The following is a 16,126-nucleotide window of genomic DNA, read 5'->3' on the forward strand; positions in this document are numbered from 1 at the left end:
CAGACGCATCGACGAAGGGAATTCCATGCCCCGACGACGCCACTTTGCGCTCATCCTGGCCACGGTGCTGCTCGGCAGCGGAACCGCGCTACTCGCCCCCGGTGGCGGGGCCGGCGCCAGCCCGCCGCGGCCCCCGGACGAGTACCGCCCGGTGCGCGGGCCGTCCGCGCCCGCCGAGTTCCGGTACCTGCAGAAGACGATCCCGGGCACCGCGCTGCCGCGACACGCGTACGACACCGCCGCGCAGGCCGCCCGCCGGCTGCCGCAGGTGGGCGGGGCGTGGCGGTCCATCGGGCCGACCAACATCGGCGGCCGGGTCACCTCGCTGGCCCTCGACCCGCACCGACCGGACACCCTCTACGCGGCGGCGGCCAGCGGTGGTGTCTGGGTCAGCCGGGATGCCGGCGGACACTTCGCACCGGCCTGGCCAGACGACTGGACCCAGGCGATGGGTGCGGTGGCGACCGGACCGGACGGCACCCTCTACGCCGGCACCGGTGAGGCCAACCCCGGTGGCGGCAGCGTCACCTACGAGGGCACCGGGTTGTACGCCTCGACCGACGGCGGCCGGCACTGGCGGTTCCTCGGGCTACGCGACTCCGGCGCCATCGGTGCGATCACCGTCGACCCGACCGACCCGAAGCGCATCTTCGTCGCGGCGGCCGGCTCGCTCTACAGCCCCGGCGGTGACCGGGGTGTCTACCGCTCCACCGACGGCGGCGCGAGCTGGCAACGGGTCCTGACCGGGGCGAACGGGTTCACCGGCGCCACCGAGGTACTGCTCGACCCGACCGGCTCCGGCCGGCTCTATGCGGTGCTCTGGGACCACCGCCGCGAACCCGACCTGCGCACCTACGGCGGCGTCGGTTCCGGGGTGTACCGCTCCGACGACGGTGGGCAGACCTGGCGACGACTGGCCGGTGGGCTACCGGCGGCCAGCCCCGAGGTGGGCCGGATCGGGCTCGGCCAGTCCCCGTCGGACCCGGACCGGCTCTACGCCATCGTGAACACCACGGCCGGACCGTTCGAGGGCTTCTACGGCAGCACCGACGGGGGCGAGAACTGGACCCGACTGCCGGCCAACACCGACCTGGCCGACTCCCAGTCCAGCTTCGGCTGGTGGTTCGGGAAGGTCTTCGTCGACCCCGACGACCCCCGCCGGGTACACGTGGCCGGGGTGCCGTTGATGACCACCACCGACGGCGGGGCGACCTGGCGGGCCGACTACGACTCGATGCACGTCGACCACCACGCGATGATCTGGGACCCCCGCCGGCCGGGCCGGGTGTACGTCGGCAACGACGGCGGGGTGTACCGGTCGGACACCGACGGTGAGGGCAACTGGGTCAAGGCGACCCACCAGCCGTTCATGCAGTTCTACAGCGTGGCGATCACTCCGCAGGATGTCAGCCGGGTGTCCGGGGGGACCCAGGACAACGGCTCGCTGCGCTCCTGGGGCGGGCCGGCGTTCAACGAGTACCTCGGCGGGGACGGTGAGGAGAACCAGATCAACCCGACCGACAAGGAGAACGTCTACGCCTGTTACCAGTACGGCAACTGCTTCTGGTCGGTCGACGGCGGCGACACGATGACGTACTTCGCCAACCGGGTCACCGCGGCCCGGCGCAACTGGTTCACCCCGGTGGTCTTCGACCCGGTGGACCCGTCGGTGATGTACTACGGCGCCAACGTGCTCAACCGCTCCACCGACGGTGGTCGTACCTGGACCGCGATCAGCGGTGACCTGACCGGTGGCCCGGGTCGGGACCCGATCTACACCAACTACGGCACGATCACCACGGTCGCGCCGGCCGGCGACGGTCGGACCGTGTACGTCGGCACCGACGACGGTCGGGTCTGGGTGACCCGGGACCTGGGCGCCAACTGGCAGCTACTGCTCAGCGGGCAGCCCTGGGTGACCCGGGTGGTGGTCGACGCGAAGCGGGCCGACCGGGTCTACGTGACGCTGTCGGCGTACCGGTCCGGCTCGGACCGGCCGTACGTGCTCGGCTCCGACGACGGCGGGCGCAGCTTCACCGACCTGACCGGGGTGCTGCCGCAGGCGCCGGTGAACGACCTGGTCATCGGCCGGGGCCGCACCCTGTACGTCGCCACGGACCAGGGTGTCTTCGTCAGCCCGGCCGGCGGCCGGGTCTGGCTGCGGCTCGGGCGTGGCCTGCCGCAGGTCCCGGTGGACGACATCGAGTACGACGGCACCCACCACCGGCTGGTGGCCGGCACCTTCGGCCGGGGCATCTACGAGGTGCGGGTGGTCTGACGCCGGGTAGATAATCCGGACGCCGCCGGTACCGGTATCCGGACGCCGGTACGGGGGCCGGGCGAACCGCCCGGCCCCCGTACCGCTGCGCCGGTCAGCCGTTCTCCCGCTGAAGGCGCATGGCGAGCATCCGCTTACCCTGCTCACCGGCCTTCATGTTGTTGTTCTGGATCAGGCGGAACCACTCGGCGAGTTCGTTGTCGCCGCTCTTCTCGGCGTCCTTGATGTAGTTGTCCACCCGCCAGGCGTTCTCCAGCACCATCTGCACCTCGTGCACGAGGTCGTAGTTCTTGTCCTTCACCGGACTGGCTGGCATCACTCACCTCCACGGACTCTGTGTATGGTCAGCGCGGGTTACCCGGTCCGGCACGTCTCACTCCCCCCGCTCGACTGCATTCAGGAAGTGGTGCAGGCCGGAGGAAGGGTTGTCGTCCGGGAACGTGATTCCGGTACGCCCTGCTCGGGGTGGAGTTCCAGGTTCAGCGAGGTGTTGACGCCGTGGTGCGCTTGAGTGGCCGTGCTCCGCGTCGACGCTGTCCCACCCGCCATCAGCCAATCAGTCCGAGTGCCCGCAGCAGAACAGTCTGATCCACCTGGGGCAGCACGCACCGAACCGACCAACTCATCGAAGACGACGACCGACCCGACCCGCAGCGCGGTCGGTACCGGGCCGATCAGGTGGAACCACGTCCTGGTCCCCTCTGACTCCGCAGAAAAGTCCAGCGGTGCCGAATGTCCGTCCGTCCGGTGGACCAGGCGTAGTCTGTGCTGGGTGCGGGGCTCAGCGGAGCCGGCGAGAGCCACTTCCTGGGCATCGATGATGATGTCCTCGATGCCCAGATCGGCAAGGCGTAGCAGTGCCAGCGCCTGCTCGCGCCGTCCCATACCGGACCAGCCGTACTCGTCGTCGCCAAAGAGCGTCGGCTGGTTGTGCACCTCATCGAACCACCGCATCGCCTCTCGGGCTCCGTCCCGGTCCCGGTCGACCGCGACCATCGACAGCTCGATGTTCTCCGCGATCGACCGGTAGTTGCCAGCTTCGAACCTGATCAGCACGGGCTCACGCTGCCGGACCTCCGGGGCGCCGACACACGCGACTCTTCGTAGGAATCCGACGGAAACTGGCCCTTGTTTGCAATGCAGGCGCAGATGAACGGGCGCGGGTCGCAACCCAGCGGATCAGTATGCCCACGTCCGACAGTCGGTGGCCCAGGCTCGGGCGTCCACCGCGAGCTGCCCACGCTTCGGCCTGCGCCGGGGTGTGACCGGCCCGAGCCGACGACAACGTGATGAGCGGTATACCTCTGCGTCATTTTTATGCCGCGTAGGTATACCGCTCACCAGTACAGGCGTGACTCGGCGAGGGTCAGCCCGACCCCGGGTTCGACATGATCACTTTCCGTGCACGCTGTACGCCCCGGGCGAACGGGGGCGAGGGCGTAGGTGCCGAGGCGAATCGCCGTCTGTGCAGTTTGGACGGTAATGGACCCTGGGGAGGGAATGTGAGCGCGGCACAGCTCATCGCGCGCCGGGTTTGTCGTACGTCGCTCCTAGACTCCCGGCTCATGTCTGGCGCATCCGACGAACTCCGTGACGTCATCCGGCAGCGACTGGTGATCGGCCTGTCCGACTGGCCCACCCTGGTCGCCGAGGCCATCGAGTACGCCGAGGACGAGCAGCTCACCGCCGGCGACGAGGGGACCGGACCGGCGGTGGACGAGGACATCGAGGACCGGGTACGCCGGATCGTGGCCGAGGAGTGGCCACTGCGGCACGCCGTCGAGGCGTCCTGGCCACCGGTGACCGACTGCGACCGGCTGGATGCGGCCTTCGCCGAACTGAACCGGGCCGGGATCGTCGCCCGGCAGGACTTCACCTGCTGCGGTAGCTGCGGCGAGGCGGAGATCGGCGCAGAACTGTCCGACGCCGACGAGGGGTACGTCTTCTTCCACGCCCAGGACACCGAACGGGCCGCCGAGGGCGGTGCGCTGTGGCTCAGGTACGGCACCACCGAGGGGCCGGCCACTCCGGTCGGGCAGCGGGTCGCCGACACCCTGACCCGGCACGGCCTGCCGGTGGACTGGAACGGCGATCCGGGCCGGGCGATCCGGGTACCGCTGACCTGGCAGCGCCGGATCGGCCCGCTGCCGACCCTGCACGCCCGCACCGCCTCCGACGAGCACTACCTGGACCCGTCGGAGGACCTGCTCCGCATCCTGATCGACGACGTGGCCACCGGCGACGAGGAGTTCTTCGTCGTCGAGAGGACCCGGGCCGGCTCGGCGTACTACGCGCAGTCGGCCCTCGACGACCACGACCGCTTCATCGTCGAGTACCGCGACGGCGGGCCGGACCGGCACTGGCAGGCGGTCACCGCCGACCCGGAGGCGGCCCACGCGGCGCTGACCGGTTGGGCGTTCGACCTCGACGGCTGGCGGGCCGGCCTGGACTGGACCCGGCTGGAGCTGGACTGACCGGCCGGGTCACCCGGCTGGAGGAGGACAGGCCGACCAGGGTTACCTGGCAGCGCCGACCGGGTACCGCTGGGCTCATGGCGGAACTGGAACGGCTGTGGATCGTCCGGCACGGGGAGAGCACCGGCAACGTCGCCGCGTCCCGCGCCGAGGCGGACGGCGCGGAGCTGATCGACCTCACCGACCGGGACGCGGACGTCACGCTCTCCCCCACCGGGCGGGAGCAGGCGGTCGCCACCGGCCGCTGGCTGGCCGGGCTGCCGGAGGCCGAACGGCCCCGGATCGCGGTGGTGTCGCCGTACCGGCGGGCCGCGCAGACCGCCGAGCTGGCCCTGGCCGAGGCCGGCATCCCGGCCCATCGGGACGAACGGCTCCGCGACCGGGAACTGGGCATCCTGGACCTGCACACGTCACACGGGGTGCGCACCCGCTTTCCTGAGGAGGCGGCCCGACGGGCCCGGCTGGGCCGGTTCTACTACCGGCCGCCGGGCGGGGAGTCCTGGGCCGACGTCGCCCTGCGGTTACGGGCCCTCCTCGGTGACCTACGCCGGGACCACGCCGACGGACAGGTCGTCCTGTTCGGACACGAGACGTTGGTGCTGCTGCTGCGTTACCTGATCGAAGGGCTCGACGAGGTGCCGCATACCCTGGCAACGGTCTGACCGGAAAGCAACCCGTCGACAGGCCGCTTTAACCCAACGACCGGCGGGTTTGTAACGCCGAGGGGACGTGAAACGCTCTCTGATGGAGGTGGGCATCCGCTCTCCCCCGGGCCGGGCCGCTCCCCTCACCAGGGGCACGGTGCCGGTCGTGACGGGAACGGCCTTTGGGAGTTCTTTTGAGAGCAATCCGTCGCAAGACACTGGCCGCCGCGTCCGCCATGGCGCTCGGTGCCGGCCTCGCGGTAACCGCCGCGGTGGCCCCGGTATCAGCCGCCGGACCGGACACCACCTTCCTCGTCCTCGCCCCCAACGGCGCCTCGACCGGGCCGGCCGCAGCCCGGGTGGCGGCGGCGCAGGGCACCGTGGTGGCCGACTACCCGCAGATCGGTGTCCTGATCGTCCGGTCGACCAACCCGGACTTCGCCTCGGCGGTCGCCGGGGCCGGGGTCGAGTCGGTGGCCGCCACCACCGGGCTGGGCACCGCGCTGGACGAGGGCGAGACCGTGGAGGTGGAGTCCACCGCCGTTCAGGCCGCCACCGACGCCGGCGGTGAGCCGCTGTTCGGCTCGCAGTGGGACATGCCGCAGATCAACGTGCCGCAGGCCCACACGGTGACCACCGGCAGCGCGAACGTCGTGGTCGGCGTGCTGGACAGCGGTATCTCCAGCAGTCACCCCGACCTGGCCAGCCAGATCGCCAAGGACAAGAGCGCGTCCTGCCTGGGCGGCGTGGTCGACACGACCGAGTCGTCCTGGAACCCGACCAACTCCGACCACGGCACCCACGTGGCGGGCACCATCGCCGCCGCGATCAACGGCGTCGGGGTCACCGGGGTGGCCCCGGGGTGAAGGTCGCCGCGGTGAAGGTCGTGAACAACGACGGCCTCATCTACCCGGAGGCGGCGGTCTGCGGGTTCATCTGGGCCGCCGAGCAGGGCATGCAGATCACCAACAACAGCTACTACATCGACCCGTGGGAGTTCAACTGCCGCAACGACGCCCGGCAGCGGCCGGTGTGGCAGGCCGTCCAGCGGGCCATCCGGTACTCCCAGAACCAGGGCGTGCTGAACATCGCGTCCGCCGGCAACTCGAACGTGGACCTGCAGCACACGTTCGTCGACAGCGGTAGCCCGAACGACGGCAGCTACCCGGTCGAGGACCGGACCATCAACGGCGCCTGCGTCGACCTGCCGGCCGAGGCGCCGGGTGTGGTGACGGTGTCGGCGACCGGCCCGACCCGGCAGAAGAGCTACTACTCGTCGTACGGGCAGGGGGTCGTCGACGTCACCGCACCCGGTGGCGACACCCGCTTCCGTACCCAGGGTGTGCGCTCGACCATCACCGACGCGATCCTGTCCACCACGTTCAACGTGGTGACCCGGACCAACGGCTGGGGTTACAAGCAGGGCACCTCGATGTCCGGCCCGCACGCCACCGGTGTCGCGGCGCTGGCCCTGTCGGCCCACCCGGGCCTCACGCCGGGCCAGCTCACGGTCATGCTGGAGCAGACGGCGGACCCGATCGCCTGCCCGGCCGGGGTCTACAACCCGGTGCCGCTGCACCCCACCAACTACGACGCGACCTGCTACGGCGAGCAGCGTAACGGGTTCTACGGTGCCGGGATGGTCAACGCCGAACGGGCGGTGAACTGACCCGCGCGCCTGACGCGGTAGCCACGAACGGGGCCCGGTGGATTCCCTCCACCGGGCCCCTCCGGGTTTCCGGCCTGCCGGGTCCTCAGGCGGGGGCGGGGAGGATCTGCCGGAGCCGGCCCGGTGGGATGCTGCGGCGCCGCCACTCCCGTGGGTACCCGACCGAGACCTCCTCGAAGCGCACCCCGTCGTGGAACGTGGTCCGGGGGATGTGCAGGTGGCCGTAGACCGCCACCGAGGCGTTGTACCGCAGGTGCCAGTCGGCGGTACGCGTGGTACCGCACCACTGCGCGAAGATCGGGAACCGCAGGATCTCGGTCGGCTGGCGCACCATCGGCCAGTGGTTCATCAGGACGCTGGGCAGCTCCGGCGACTCCTCGGCCAACCGCCGGGCGGTCTGCTCGACGCGGGCGTGGCACCAGGCCGCGCGGTCCGGGTACGGGTCGGGATGCAGCAGGAACTCGTCGGTGCAGACGATCCCCTGCTCGTACGCGCGCTTGAGCGCCACCTCCGGGGTGGGCCACTGTGGGTCGAGGAACGAGTAGTCGTAGAGCAGGAACAGCGGCGCCACCCGTACCGGCCCGTCCGGCCCCGCCCAGACCGGATACGGGTCCTCCGGCGTGACCACGCCGAGCTGCCGGCACACCTCGACCAGGTGCCGGTAGCGCTCCTCGCCGCGCAACTGGACCGGATCCCCCGGCGGGGTCCACAGTTCGTGGTTGCCCGGCACCCAGACCACCTTGGCGAACCGCCGGCTCAGCAGCCGCAGCGCCCACTCCACGTGGGCCACGGTCTCACCCACGTCCCCGGCCACCAGCAGCCAGTCCTGCGGGGACTCCGGCCGCATCTCGGCCACCAGGGCACGGTTCTCGGCGTGCCCCACGTGCAGGTCACTGATGGCCAGGAGCTTACCGCCGGACGCCGCCGAATCGACCATCAGTCGATCTTACGGAGCGACCGGCGCCCCGGCGAGGAACCGTTCCGCCGGTTGGAACCGGCTCCTCGGTGGGGTACCCGCCACCGGCCGTGCCGGCGCCGGCACCGACCGCACGGTCACCGGGGCCGGTCCGGGTCCCGACCCTGGTGACCCGGTAGGATCGAAGCGGGCCGTGACTGGCGCGCTGGGATGGATCACCATCGGGAAGCGGTCCCGTCATCTGGACGCATGCCGAGCGCCTGGGCCTCTACCAGATCTACAGGAGGTCGCATGTCGTCGCTGAACGCCGAGTCCACCGCCTTCCGCAACGCCCTGGAGGTCGTCCGCGCCGTCGAGCCCCGGGTGGCCGATGCGATCGCCGCCGAGCTGACCGACCAGCGCGAGTCGCTCAAGCTGATCGCCAGTGAGAACTACGCCTCCCCGGCCGTGCTGCTGGCCATGGGCAACTGGTTCAGCGACAAGTACGCCGAGGGCACGGTGGGCCGCCGGTTCTACGCCGGCTGCCAGAACGTCGACACCGTCGAGGCGCTCGCCGCCGAGCACGCCCGCGAGCTGTTCGGCGCCGCACACGCGTACGCCCAGCCGCACTCCGGCATCGACGCCAACCTGGTGGCGTTCTGGGCCATCCTCGCCGACCGGGTCGAGGCGCCGGCCCTCAGGCGGGCCCAGGCCCGGCAGGTCAACGACCTGACCGAGGAGGACTGGTTCGCGCTCCGCCGTGAGCTGGGCAACCAGCGGATGCTGGGCATGTCGCTGGACGCCGGTGGCCACCTCACCCACGGTTTCCGGCCGAACATCTCCGGCAAGATGTTCGACCAGCGCAGCTACGGCACCGACCCGGCGACCGGGCTGATCGACTACGCCGAGCTACGCCGGGTCGCCCGGGAGTTCAAGCCGCTGGTGCTGGTGGGCGGCTACTCCGCGTACCCCCGCAAGGTGAACTTCCGGATCATGCGGGAGATCGCCGACGAGGTGGGCGCCACCTTCATGGTGGACATGGCCCACTTCGCCGGGCTGGTCGCCGGCAAGGTCTTCACCGGTGACTTCGACCCGGTACCGCACGCGCACATCGTCACCACCACCACGCACAAGTCGCTGCGCGGCCCGCGTGGTGGGATGGTGCTCTGCCAGCCGGAGCTGGCCGACCAGGTCGACCGGGGCTGCCCGATGGTGCTGGGTGGCCCGCTGCCGCACGTGATGGCGGCCAAGGCCGTCGCGCTGGCCGAGGCCCGCCGTCCCGACTTCGCCGACTACGCCCAGCGGATCGTGGCCAACGCGCACGCGCTCGCCGAGGGGCTGCTGCGCCGGGGTGCCAAGCTGGTCACCGGCGGCACCGAGAACCACCTGGTCCTGATCGACGTGCACGGGTACGGCCTGACCGGCCGCCAGGCGGAGCAGGCGCTGCTCGACTCGGGCATCGTCACCAACCGCAACGCCGTCCCGCAGGACCCGAACGGGGCCTGGTACACCTCCGGCATCCGGATCGGCACCCCGGCGCTGACCACTCGCGGCCTGGGTACCGCGCAGATGGACGAGATCGCCGAACTGATGCACACGGTGCTGAGCCAGACCCGGCCGGGTGCGAATCCGGACGGGACCGCGTCGAAGGCGAAGTACATCCTGGACCGGGCGCTGGCCGAGCGGGTCAGCAAGCAGGCCACCGAACTGCTCGCCGACTTCCCGCTCTACCCGACCGTCGACCTCGGCTGAGCCGACCGCCGGTGGCCGGATGACACGACGTCGTCCGGCCACCGGGCAGCGGGGTCCTTCGGTGGTGGTCAGCGGCGGAGGCTCTCCCGGTGCCGGCGCCATTCGGTGGCGAGCACCGACCAGACCTCGCTGTCCTGTCGGCCGTCCGGACCCGGGGCGGCGTCCCGCAGCACCCCGTCCCGGCGCATACCGAGCCGCCGGGCCACGTTCACGCTGCGCACGTTACGGGCCAGGGTGACCCACTCGACCCGGACGATGCCCCGTACGTCGACCGCCCAGTCGATGAGATGGCCGACCGTGCGGGTGATCAGTCCCCGGCCCTCGGCGGCCGGTTCGAGCCAGCAGCCCACCTCGCACACGCCGAGCGCCACGTCGAGCGAGACGAACATGGCTCCCCCGACGAGCGTGCCGGCGCACCAGATGCCGTAGATCCGGGCACCGTCGCGCGCCTGCCCGTCGGCGTACCGTTGCAGCACCGCCCGGGCCGGATCGACACCGTCGACGACGAAACTCGCCCCGACCCAGGGTGTGATGTGCTGCCGCGCCCGGTCGAGGTGGGCGGCGAACTCGGCGGCCCGCCACGGCTCCAACGGGCCGAGTACCGCATCGTCGCCTAACGGGAGGGTGAACATCGTTCTCCGTCCGCTCGTGGTGCTGGACGGCTCCATCCTGCCGCAGCGTCCGACGGGAACGGCCCGCCGCCCCATCCGGCCTCCGGGCCGCCGGTACAGCGGTCCCCGACCCTCAGGCCGCCGGTGGAGCCGGCGCTCGCTCACCCGCCGGTGGCCGCACGTCGGCGCGTGGCCCGACGGCGATCCCGTCGACCGGCACGTCGTCCAGCACGATTGCGCCGGCACCGATCCGGGCCCGGTCGCCGACCACCACCGGACCGAGTACCACGGCACCGGCACCGATGGTCACGTCGTCGCCGATCACCGGTTCCCCGCTGAGGTCCCGACGGCCGATGGTGATCCGGTGGTACATCGTGACGTTCCGGCCGATGCGTACGCCCCGGTGCAGGACCAGACCATAGGGGTGGAACAGCCGCAGCCCCGGGCCGCAGACCAGCTCGCGGGGCAGGTCGCTGTTGGTGCCGAGCCGGAGCACCAGCAGGTTGAGCGCCTTGTAGGGGATCGAGGCGAGCCGACGGGGCAGGGTACGCCGGCCGGCGGTCCACTGCCCGAACCGGAAGACGGCGAGCACGAGTCGGGCCAGCGAATCCCGGTTCCGCCGGAAGTCCCACCGCAGGGCTTCGAACACCTCACGTAGGGTAGTGCCGGCCCGGATGGAAGTGGCCGGGCGACGCGGTGACCGGACGTCGGATAGGCGACAGTCCACCCGCCGGCTGTCAGCCGACCGCCCAGTCGGGCAGTTCCTCCCGGGCTTCCACCCAGTCCGCCGGCACCGCGACGACACCCGGCCGGTCGGTCAACCCGGTGTACGCGGCCACCACCCCACCGACGATCGCCCCGGTGGTGTCCACGTCCCCGCCAGCCTCGACGCAGGCGGTGACCGCGGCCGGATAGTCGGCCAGGTGGGTGGCGGCGACCCAGAGGGCGAACGGGACAGTGTCCTGGGCGGTGACCTGGGCGCCGTTGCCCAGTTCGTACGCCGCCTCGGCGACCGACCGGCCGAGGAGGTGGCGGGCCCGGTGCAACCCGTCGGTCACCTGCCCCGGCGCCAGGTGTCCGGTGACCGCGTCGAGCAGGGCCACCGCGGGTGGGCGTACCCCGGTCGACCGGGCGGCCCCGGCGTGCGCTGCGGCGACCGCGACCGCGACCGCCCCCGCGACGCCCTCCGGGTGGGCGTGGGTGACCCGCGCGGACACGGCGGCCTCGACGGCGGCGCGCTCCGGGTCGTCGGCGTGGTACGCGCCGAGCGGTGCGACCCGCATCGCCGCCCCGTTGCCGCAGGATCCGCCGCCACCGAAGGCGGCCTGCGCGGCCTCCTGCCACGGCCGACCGTCCCGGATCTCGTGCAGGATCACCACCGCGCCGGGGCCGTAGCCCCGGTAGGGGTCGCAGCGGTCGGCGAAGGCGGCGGCCAGCCGGTCGGCGTCGATCGCCCCGGCCCGCTCACGGAGTTCGGTCACCACCGAACAGGCCATGTGGGTGTCGTCGGTCCACTCCCAGGGTGGCGGCGGCACCCGGCCGGCGAGCAGGTCGGCCGGCGAACGGCCCGGTACGAAGAACTGCGCGCCCAGGGCGTCGCCGACGGAGAGCCCGACCAGGCTGTCCTGACACAGACGCAGCCGGGCGGTCTCGGACAGGGTGCGGGTCATCCCGGGCAGTATGCCCGATCCGGCCATCCCGGCCCGGCCGCCTCCCGGCTGCCACCGGCCGCTCATCCGCCCGGCGCCGCCGCACCCCGGCAATAGATCGAGTCATTTCTATCAGTTGCCATTGCCGGCGAACCCGCCCCGCACTACCGTCGATGATGATGAACGTCGATTTCCTCATTATCGGGGCCGGGATCGCCGGGGCGAGCGCGGGTTACCACCTCGCGCCGCACGGCCGGGTCGCGGTGCTGGAGATGGAGCAGGTGCCGGGCCACCACTCGACCGGCCGTTCCGCCGCGCTCTACTCCGAGTACTACGGCGGGCCGGTGGTCCGGGCGCTGACCCGGGCCAGCCGCGACTTCCTCACCGCCCCACCACCCGGGTTCACCGCCCATCCCCTGCTCACCCCCCGGGGGGTGCTGACCCTCTGCCCGCCCGGCGCGGAGAAGGAGTTCGACGACGCCCTCGCCGCCGGCGCGGACGCGTCGGTCCCGGCGTACGAGATCGACCCGGCCGAGGTGCCCCGGCACTGCCCGATCGTGCGCCCCGGGGCGTACCGGCGGGCGATGCGCAAGCCGGCCGCCCAGGACATCGACGTCGACGCGCTGCACCAGGGCTACCTGCGGGGCATCCGCGCGCACGGCGGTCAGGTGCTGCGGTCGGCCCGCGCCGCCACGCTCACCCGGCAGGGCGACACCTGGCAGGTCGCTACCGGCGAGGGCCGGTTCGGCGCGCCGGTGGTGGTCAACGCCGCCGGGGCCTGGGCCGACGAGATCGCCGGGCGGGCCGGGGTACGCCCCCTCGGACTCACCCCGCTGCGCCGTACCGCCTTCCTGGTGGACGCCCCCGCCGACACCGACGTCAGCCGGTGGCCGATGGTGGCCGACGTGACCGGCACCTTCTACTTCAAGCCGGAGTCCGGACACCTGCTGGTCTCCCCGGCCGACGCCACCCCGGTACCGCCCGGGGACGCCCGCCCGGACGACCTCGACGTGGCGATCGGCGCCGAGCGGGTCGAGGCGGCCACCACGTTGACCATCCGCCGCATCCGGCGGGCCTGGGCCGGACTGCGCACCGCCGCCCCGGACGACGTACCGGTGGTCGGGGTGTCACCCGACGCGCCCGGCTTCCTCTGGCTCGCCGGGTTGAGCGGGTACGGGGTGCAGGTCGCCCCGGCCGTCGGCCGGCTGGCCGCCGCCCTGGCCACCGGCACCGCACCGGATCCGGCCGGACCCGACCCCGCCGACCTCGCCCCCGACCGGTTCGCCTGACCGTCCGGGGGCGGATCGAAGACCCGGGTTCAGCCGGAGGAGCGCTGCGTGACCGGTCCGCTCCGGGTCACCGTCCCCAGCGAGGAGAGCAGCGCGGAGGCCACGGCCAGGACCAGCATCGCGTAGAACACCGCCGGGTAGCCCGCAAGGCTGGCGATCAGTCCGGCCAGCGGGCCGCCGGCCGCGATGCCGATGTCCCAGAACGAGGTGAACGCGCCGAGCGCCGCCCCCTGGTGCGCCGGGTCGGTCCGGTTGATCACCAGCAGGGCCAGGGACGGGAAGAGCAGCGAGAGACCGGCGCCCATCACCAGGCCGCCGATGACCGCCACGACCAGGTTCGGCGCGACCGCCACCAGGAGCAGCCCGACCGCCTCCACCAGCGCGGACCAGAACGCCACCCGGCCCGCGCCGAGCCGGTCGGGCAGGCCGCCGGCGAACAGCCGTACCCCGACATAGGTCAGGCCGTACGCGTTGAACGCGGCGATGCCGTTGGTGATGCCCCGTTCCCCCAGGTGCAGAGCCACGAAGGCGGCCAGTGCGGCGTACCCGAGCGCGGCCAGCGAGAGCGCCACCCCGGGCAGTACCGCCGAGGAGGGCAGCAGCCCGGCCGGGCGGCCGGTGGCGGCCGGCTGGACCGGACGTGGCCGGCTGACCACCAGGACCACCCCGACCAGGGCGGCGGCCACGCAGAACAGCCAGACCGCCGGGTACCCGCCCAGACGCAGCGCCACCGTGCCGAACAGGGCACCCAGGGTGATGCCCAGCCACATGTGGATGCCGTACAGGCCGACCACCCGACCCCGCCGCTGCGGTGGGCAGAGCGCGACCAGCCAGGCCGCCCCGGCGGTGTAGACCGCCCCCTCACCGACACCGTGCAGCAGCCGGACCGCCACCAGGACCGGCATGTTCCCGGCGACCAGGTACGCCGCACCGGCGACCACGCAGACCACGGTGCCGGCGAGCATGACGGTCCGGTACCCGTGCCGGTCAGCGAACCGGCCGGCGATCGGCCGGGCGATCACCGCGGAGACCGCGATGGCGGCGATCACCACGCCGACCCCGACCTTGTTGCCGTCCAGTTCGTCGAGCACGTAGAAGGGCAGGGTGGCCAGCGAGGCACCGACCCCGAGCAGGGCGAAGAAGATCGCGCCGAACAGCGGCAGGAAGGGTCGGTAGAAGGCCAGCTTCCCGCTGATCCGGCCCATCACTCGGCGCCCGCCGGGACCACGTGGTAGAAGTGCGTGGGCAGGTGGATGGCGAGTCCCTCGTGGATCTCGGCGCAGACCGCCGGGCCGTCGGTGGCGAAGGTGCCGGCCGGCGGTTGTCCCATCCGGATCGCCGACCGGCCGCCGTCGAGCAGCCGGGCCGCCATCGCGAAGTCACCCACCACGGCGGTACCGGGCGGCACCATCCGGGTACGGCTGATCTGCACCGCGTTGCGGGTCAGGTCGGTCAGCAGCGAACCCTTGCCGAGCAAATGGGCGTAGTAGTCCCGGGGGTTGACGATCATCGCGTGCGGGGTGGCGCCGGTCTGCTCGATCTCGTCACAGGCGTCCAGCAGGCCGGTGACGTAGCTGTCGGTGTACGGCAGCTTCGCGATCTCCGGGTGCCGCAGCAGCCCACCCTCGCCGATCGTCAGCGCCTGGTTCTCGGCGGTGGCCAGCCGGACCAGCAGCCGGTAGTCGATGAAGACGGCCATCGCCTCCGGGTCGTCGGCCAGTTCCTCGGGCAGTTGCACCCAGGCCCGGATCGGGTGCACCTGCGCGGCGGCCATGCCGAACCGGAAGGCCGCCTCCCGGCGCAGGTCCGACTCGTGCACCGCCTTCGCCTCCGCGGCGTCCGGACGGGCCTCGCACCAGAACCGGACCGGCTCGGTGCCCACCGGACGCTTGCGGAACAGGTTACGCACGGTCACCCGGGGGCGTTCCTTGGTGGGCTGGAACGCGTCGGTGACGGTGTAGTCGAAGCGGACTTCGGCGGCGGCCGGGTCGGCGGCGTACGCGCGGGCGAAGAGCTGGCCCGGCGACAGGGTCTCGCTGGCCGTGAAGGTCTCGACGGTGGCGGTGCTGCTCACTGGTCCTCCCCGATGGATATGGCGTGCTGGATGAGGCGCTCGTAGAACGGACGGTGGTAGTCGTAGTAGGACCGCAGGGTCGCGTCGGTCTCCACGGTGGCCTCGAACGACTTGGTCACCGGCTGGAAGCCGGAGCTGTCCCCGACGTCCAGATGCCACTTGCGGGTGCGCTGCCACTCCGGACGGTCCTCGGGCGCCCAGTGCAGGGCCTCCGGCCGGTACGGCAGGCCGACCGCCGCGCACCAGGCGGACACCACCGGCCCGGGAGCACGCAGCAGCGCCTCGGCGGAGACCACCACCGGTGGCCGTTCGGCGGTCCGCCGGACCAGGTCGAACAGGTCCCACTGGTGCTCGAAGCCGATCTCCGGGCAGGTGACGGTCGGTTTGATCGCGTGGTGCGAGCTGATCGTGCGGGCCGGGTGCCGGACGATGAAGGTGTGCACCACGTCGGCGACCCGCTCCGGGTGGTCGAACAGGTGCTGGTACCGGTACTCCAGGGTGTCCTTGACGAAGACCGGCCGGTCCCGGCCCAGCTCCCGCAGGTGGGCGTGCACGTCGTCCGGGGTGGTGACGGTGACGGTGCCCCCGTCGGGCGCGGGCAGCGTGACGCTGCCGGTGTCGAAGAGGGTCACCAGGGGCTCGTGCACCACCGTCACGTCGCCCCGGGCGATCATCATGCGGAGGAAGGCGGTGGACACCGCCCGGGGGTGGGCCCACATCGCGATCACCGTCATGGGCGGACCGCCGGGGACCCGGTCCACCGGGCGGCCGGGTCCGGCCCGCCCGGTCGA

The 16,126-nt window shown here is 72.1% G+C and carries 14 protein-coding genes, 1 pseudogene and 1 riboswitch; of the genes and pseudogenes, 6 read left to right on the top strand and 9 right to left on the bottom strand.

The genetic code is table 11. The annotated features are described in order from the left end of the window. Positions 1-25 precede the first annotated feature (25 nt). Complete coding sequence (locus V6U90_RS15145) at positions 26-2,278, top strand: WD40/YVTN/BNR-like repeat-containing protein (RefSeq protein ID WP_334436053.1); 2,253 nt, start codon at positions 26-28, stop codon at positions 2,276-2,278. A gap of 94 nt (positions 2,279-2,372) precedes the next feature. On the opposite strand, the gene V6U90_RS15150 is transcribed toward V6U90_RS15145, so the two are convergent. Together V6U90_RS15150 and V6U90_RS15155 are read right to left on the bottom strand one after the other, a co-directional pair. Next, positions 2,373-2,594, bottom strand: coding sequence for a hypothetical protein (locus V6U90_RS15150; RefSeq protein WP_334436056.1), 222 nt, complete (start codon positions 2,592-2,594; stop codon positions 2,373-2,375). Positions 2,595-2,674: 80 nt separating this feature from the next. Continuing rightward, positions 2,675-3,334, bottom strand: coding sequence for an AAA family ATPase (locus V6U90_RS15155; RefSeq protein WP_334436059.1), 660 nt, complete (start codon positions 3,332-3,334; stop codon positions 2,675-2,677). 509 nt (positions 3,335-3,843) lie between these two features. On the opposite strand from V6U90_RS15155, the gene V6U90_RS15160 reads away from it, so the two are divergent. The 3 genes and pseudogenes from V6U90_RS15160 (at position 3,844) to V6U90_RS15170 (ending at position 7,065) form a co-directional block, all read left to right on the top strand. Further along, positions 3,844-4,752, top strand: coding sequence for a DUF6891 domain-containing protein (locus tag V6U90_RS15160; RefSeq protein ID WP_334436061.1), 909 nt, complete (start codon positions 3,844-3,846; stop codon positions 4,750-4,752). Between the two features lie 77 nt (positions 4,753-4,829). Continuing rightward, a complete protein-coding gene (locus tag V6U90_RS15165) occupies positions 4,830-5,414 on the top strand; it encodes a histidine phosphatase family protein (protein WP_334436063.1) in 585 nt (194 codons plus the stop codon). Between the two features lie 578 nt (positions 5,415-5,992). Beyond that, a pseudogene (locus tag V6U90_RS15170) lies at positions 5,993-7,065 on the top strand (S8 family peptidase). Positions 7,066-7,150: 85 nt separating this feature from the next. Here the strand turns inward: V6U90_RS15170 and V6U90_RS15175 are convergent. After that, positions 7,151-8,002, bottom strand: coding sequence for a metallophosphoesterase family protein (locus V6U90_RS15175; RefSeq protein WP_334436066.1), 852 nt, complete (start codon positions 8,000-8,002; stop codon positions 7,151-7,153). A gap of 162 nt (positions 8,003-8,164) precedes the next feature. Continuing rightward, positions 8,165-8,254: riboswitch (ZMP/ZTP riboswitch) on the top strand. 18 nt (positions 8,255-8,272) lie between these two features. On the opposite strand from V6U90_RS15175, the gene V6U90_RS15180 reads away from it, so the two are divergent. Beyond that, on the top strand, positions 8,273-9,712 hold the full coding sequence (locus V6U90_RS15180; protein WP_334436068.1) for a glycine hydroxymethyltransferase: 1,440 nt from the start codon (positions 8,273-8,275) through the stop codon (positions 9,710-9,712). 68 nt (positions 9,713-9,780) lie between these two features. Here the strand turns inward: V6U90_RS15180 and V6U90_RS15185 are convergent, their stop codons facing one another. From V6U90_RS15185 to V6U90_RS15195, 3 genes are all read right to left on the bottom strand, one after another. Beyond that, positions 9,781-10,344, bottom strand: a complete 564-nt coding sequence (locus tag V6U90_RS15185; protein WP_334436070.1) for a GNAT family N-acetyltransferase — start codon at positions 10,342-10,344, stop codon at positions 9,781-9,783. A gap of 112 nt (positions 10,345-10,456) precedes the next feature. Further along, positions 10,457-10,972 (bottom strand): serine acetyltransferase, encoded by a 516-nt coding sequence (locus V6U90_RS15190; RefSeq protein ID WP_334436073.1) that lies wholly within the window; start codon positions 10,970-10,972, stop codon positions 10,457-10,459. Between the two features lie 88 nt (positions 10,973-11,060). Continuing rightward, positions 11,061-11,993, bottom strand: a complete 933-nt coding sequence (locus V6U90_RS15195; protein ID WP_334436075.1) for an ADP-ribosylglycohydrolase family protein — start codon at positions 11,991-11,993, stop codon at positions 11,061-11,063. Between the two features lie 158 nt (positions 11,994-12,151). Between V6U90_RS15195 and V6U90_RS15200 the strand changes: the two genes are divergently transcribed. After that, complete coding sequence (locus V6U90_RS15200) at positions 12,152-13,261, top strand: NAD(P)/FAD-dependent oxidoreductase (RefSeq protein WP_334436077.1); 1,110 nt, start codon at positions 12,152-12,154, stop codon at positions 13,259-13,261. Positions 13,262-13,290: 29 nt separating this feature from the next. On the opposite strand, the gene V6U90_RS15205 is transcribed toward V6U90_RS15200, so the two are convergent. Genes V6U90_RS15205 through V6U90_RS15215 form a run of 3 tightly spaced genes read right to left on the bottom strand, consistent with a single transcriptional unit; the run spans position 13,291 to position 16,069 of the window. Continuing rightward, positions 13,291-14,466, bottom strand: coding sequence for an MFS transporter (locus V6U90_RS15205; protein ID WP_334436080.1), 1,176 nt, complete (start codon positions 14,464-14,466; stop codon positions 13,291-13,293). Further along, on the bottom strand, positions 14,466-15,335 hold the full coding sequence (locus V6U90_RS15210; RefSeq protein ID WP_334436083.1) for a family 3 encapsulin nanocompartment shell protein: 870 nt from the start codon (positions 15,333-15,335) through the stop codon (positions 14,466-14,468). Before V6U90_RS15210 ends, V6U90_RS15205 begins: the two co-directional genes overlap by 1 nt. Then, on the bottom strand, positions 15,332-16,069 hold the full coding sequence (locus V6U90_RS15215; RefSeq protein ID WP_334436086.1) for a hypothetical protein: 738 nt from the start codon (positions 16,067-16,069) through the stop codon (positions 15,332-15,334). The genes V6U90_RS15210 and V6U90_RS15215 overlap by 4 nt, the downstream gene beginning before the upstream one ends. Positions 16,070-16,126 lie beyond the last annotated feature (57 nt).

This window comes from Micromonospora sp. CPCC 206060 (assembly GCF_036906895.1).
Classification (GTDB): Bacteria; Actinomycetota; Actinomycetes; order Mycobacteriales; family Micromonosporaceae; genus Micromonospora.

Coding starts and splice junctions, on each gene's coding strand:
- V6U90_RS15145 (WP_334436053.1), top strand. CDS start 26: ATGCCCCGACGACGCCACTTTGCGCTCATCCTGGCCACGGTGCTGCTC.
- V6U90_RS15205 (WP_334436080.1), bottom strand. CDS start 14,466: ATGGGCCGGATCAGCGGGAAGCTGGCCTTCTACCGACCCTTCCTGCCG.
- V6U90_RS15185 (WP_334436070.1), bottom strand. CDS start 10,344: ATGTTCACCCTCCCGTTAGGCGACGATGCGGTACTCGGCCCGTTGGAG.
- V6U90_RS15175 (WP_334436066.1), bottom strand. CDS start 8,002: ATGGTCGATTCGGCGGCGTCCGGCGGTAAGCTCCTGGCCATCAGTGAC.
- V6U90_RS15160 (WP_334436061.1), top strand. CDS start 3,844: ATGTCTGGCGCATCCGACGAACTCCGTGACGTCATCCGGCAGCGACTG.
- V6U90_RS15200 (WP_334436077.1), top strand. CDS start 12,152: ATGAACGTCGATTTCCTCATTATCGGGGCCGGGATCGCCGGGGCGAGC.
- V6U90_RS15195 (WP_334436075.1), bottom strand. CDS start 11,993: ATGACCCGCACCCTGTCCGAGACCGCCCGGCTGCGTCTGTGTCAGGAC.
- V6U90_RS15150 (WP_334436056.1), bottom strand. CDS start 2,594: ATGCCAGCCAGTCCGGTGAAGGACAAGAACTACGACCTCGTGCACGAG.
- V6U90_RS15215 (WP_334436086.1), bottom strand. CDS start 16,069: ATGACGGTGATCGCGATGTGGGCCCACCCCCGGGCGGTGTCCACCGCC.
- V6U90_RS15180 (WP_334436068.1), top strand. CDS start 8,273: ATGTCGTCGCTGAACGCCGAGTCCACCGCCTTCCGCAACGCCCTGGAG.
- V6U90_RS15165 (WP_334436063.1), top strand. CDS start 4,830: ATGGCGGAACTGGAACGGCTGTGGATCGTCCGGCACGGGGAGAGCACC.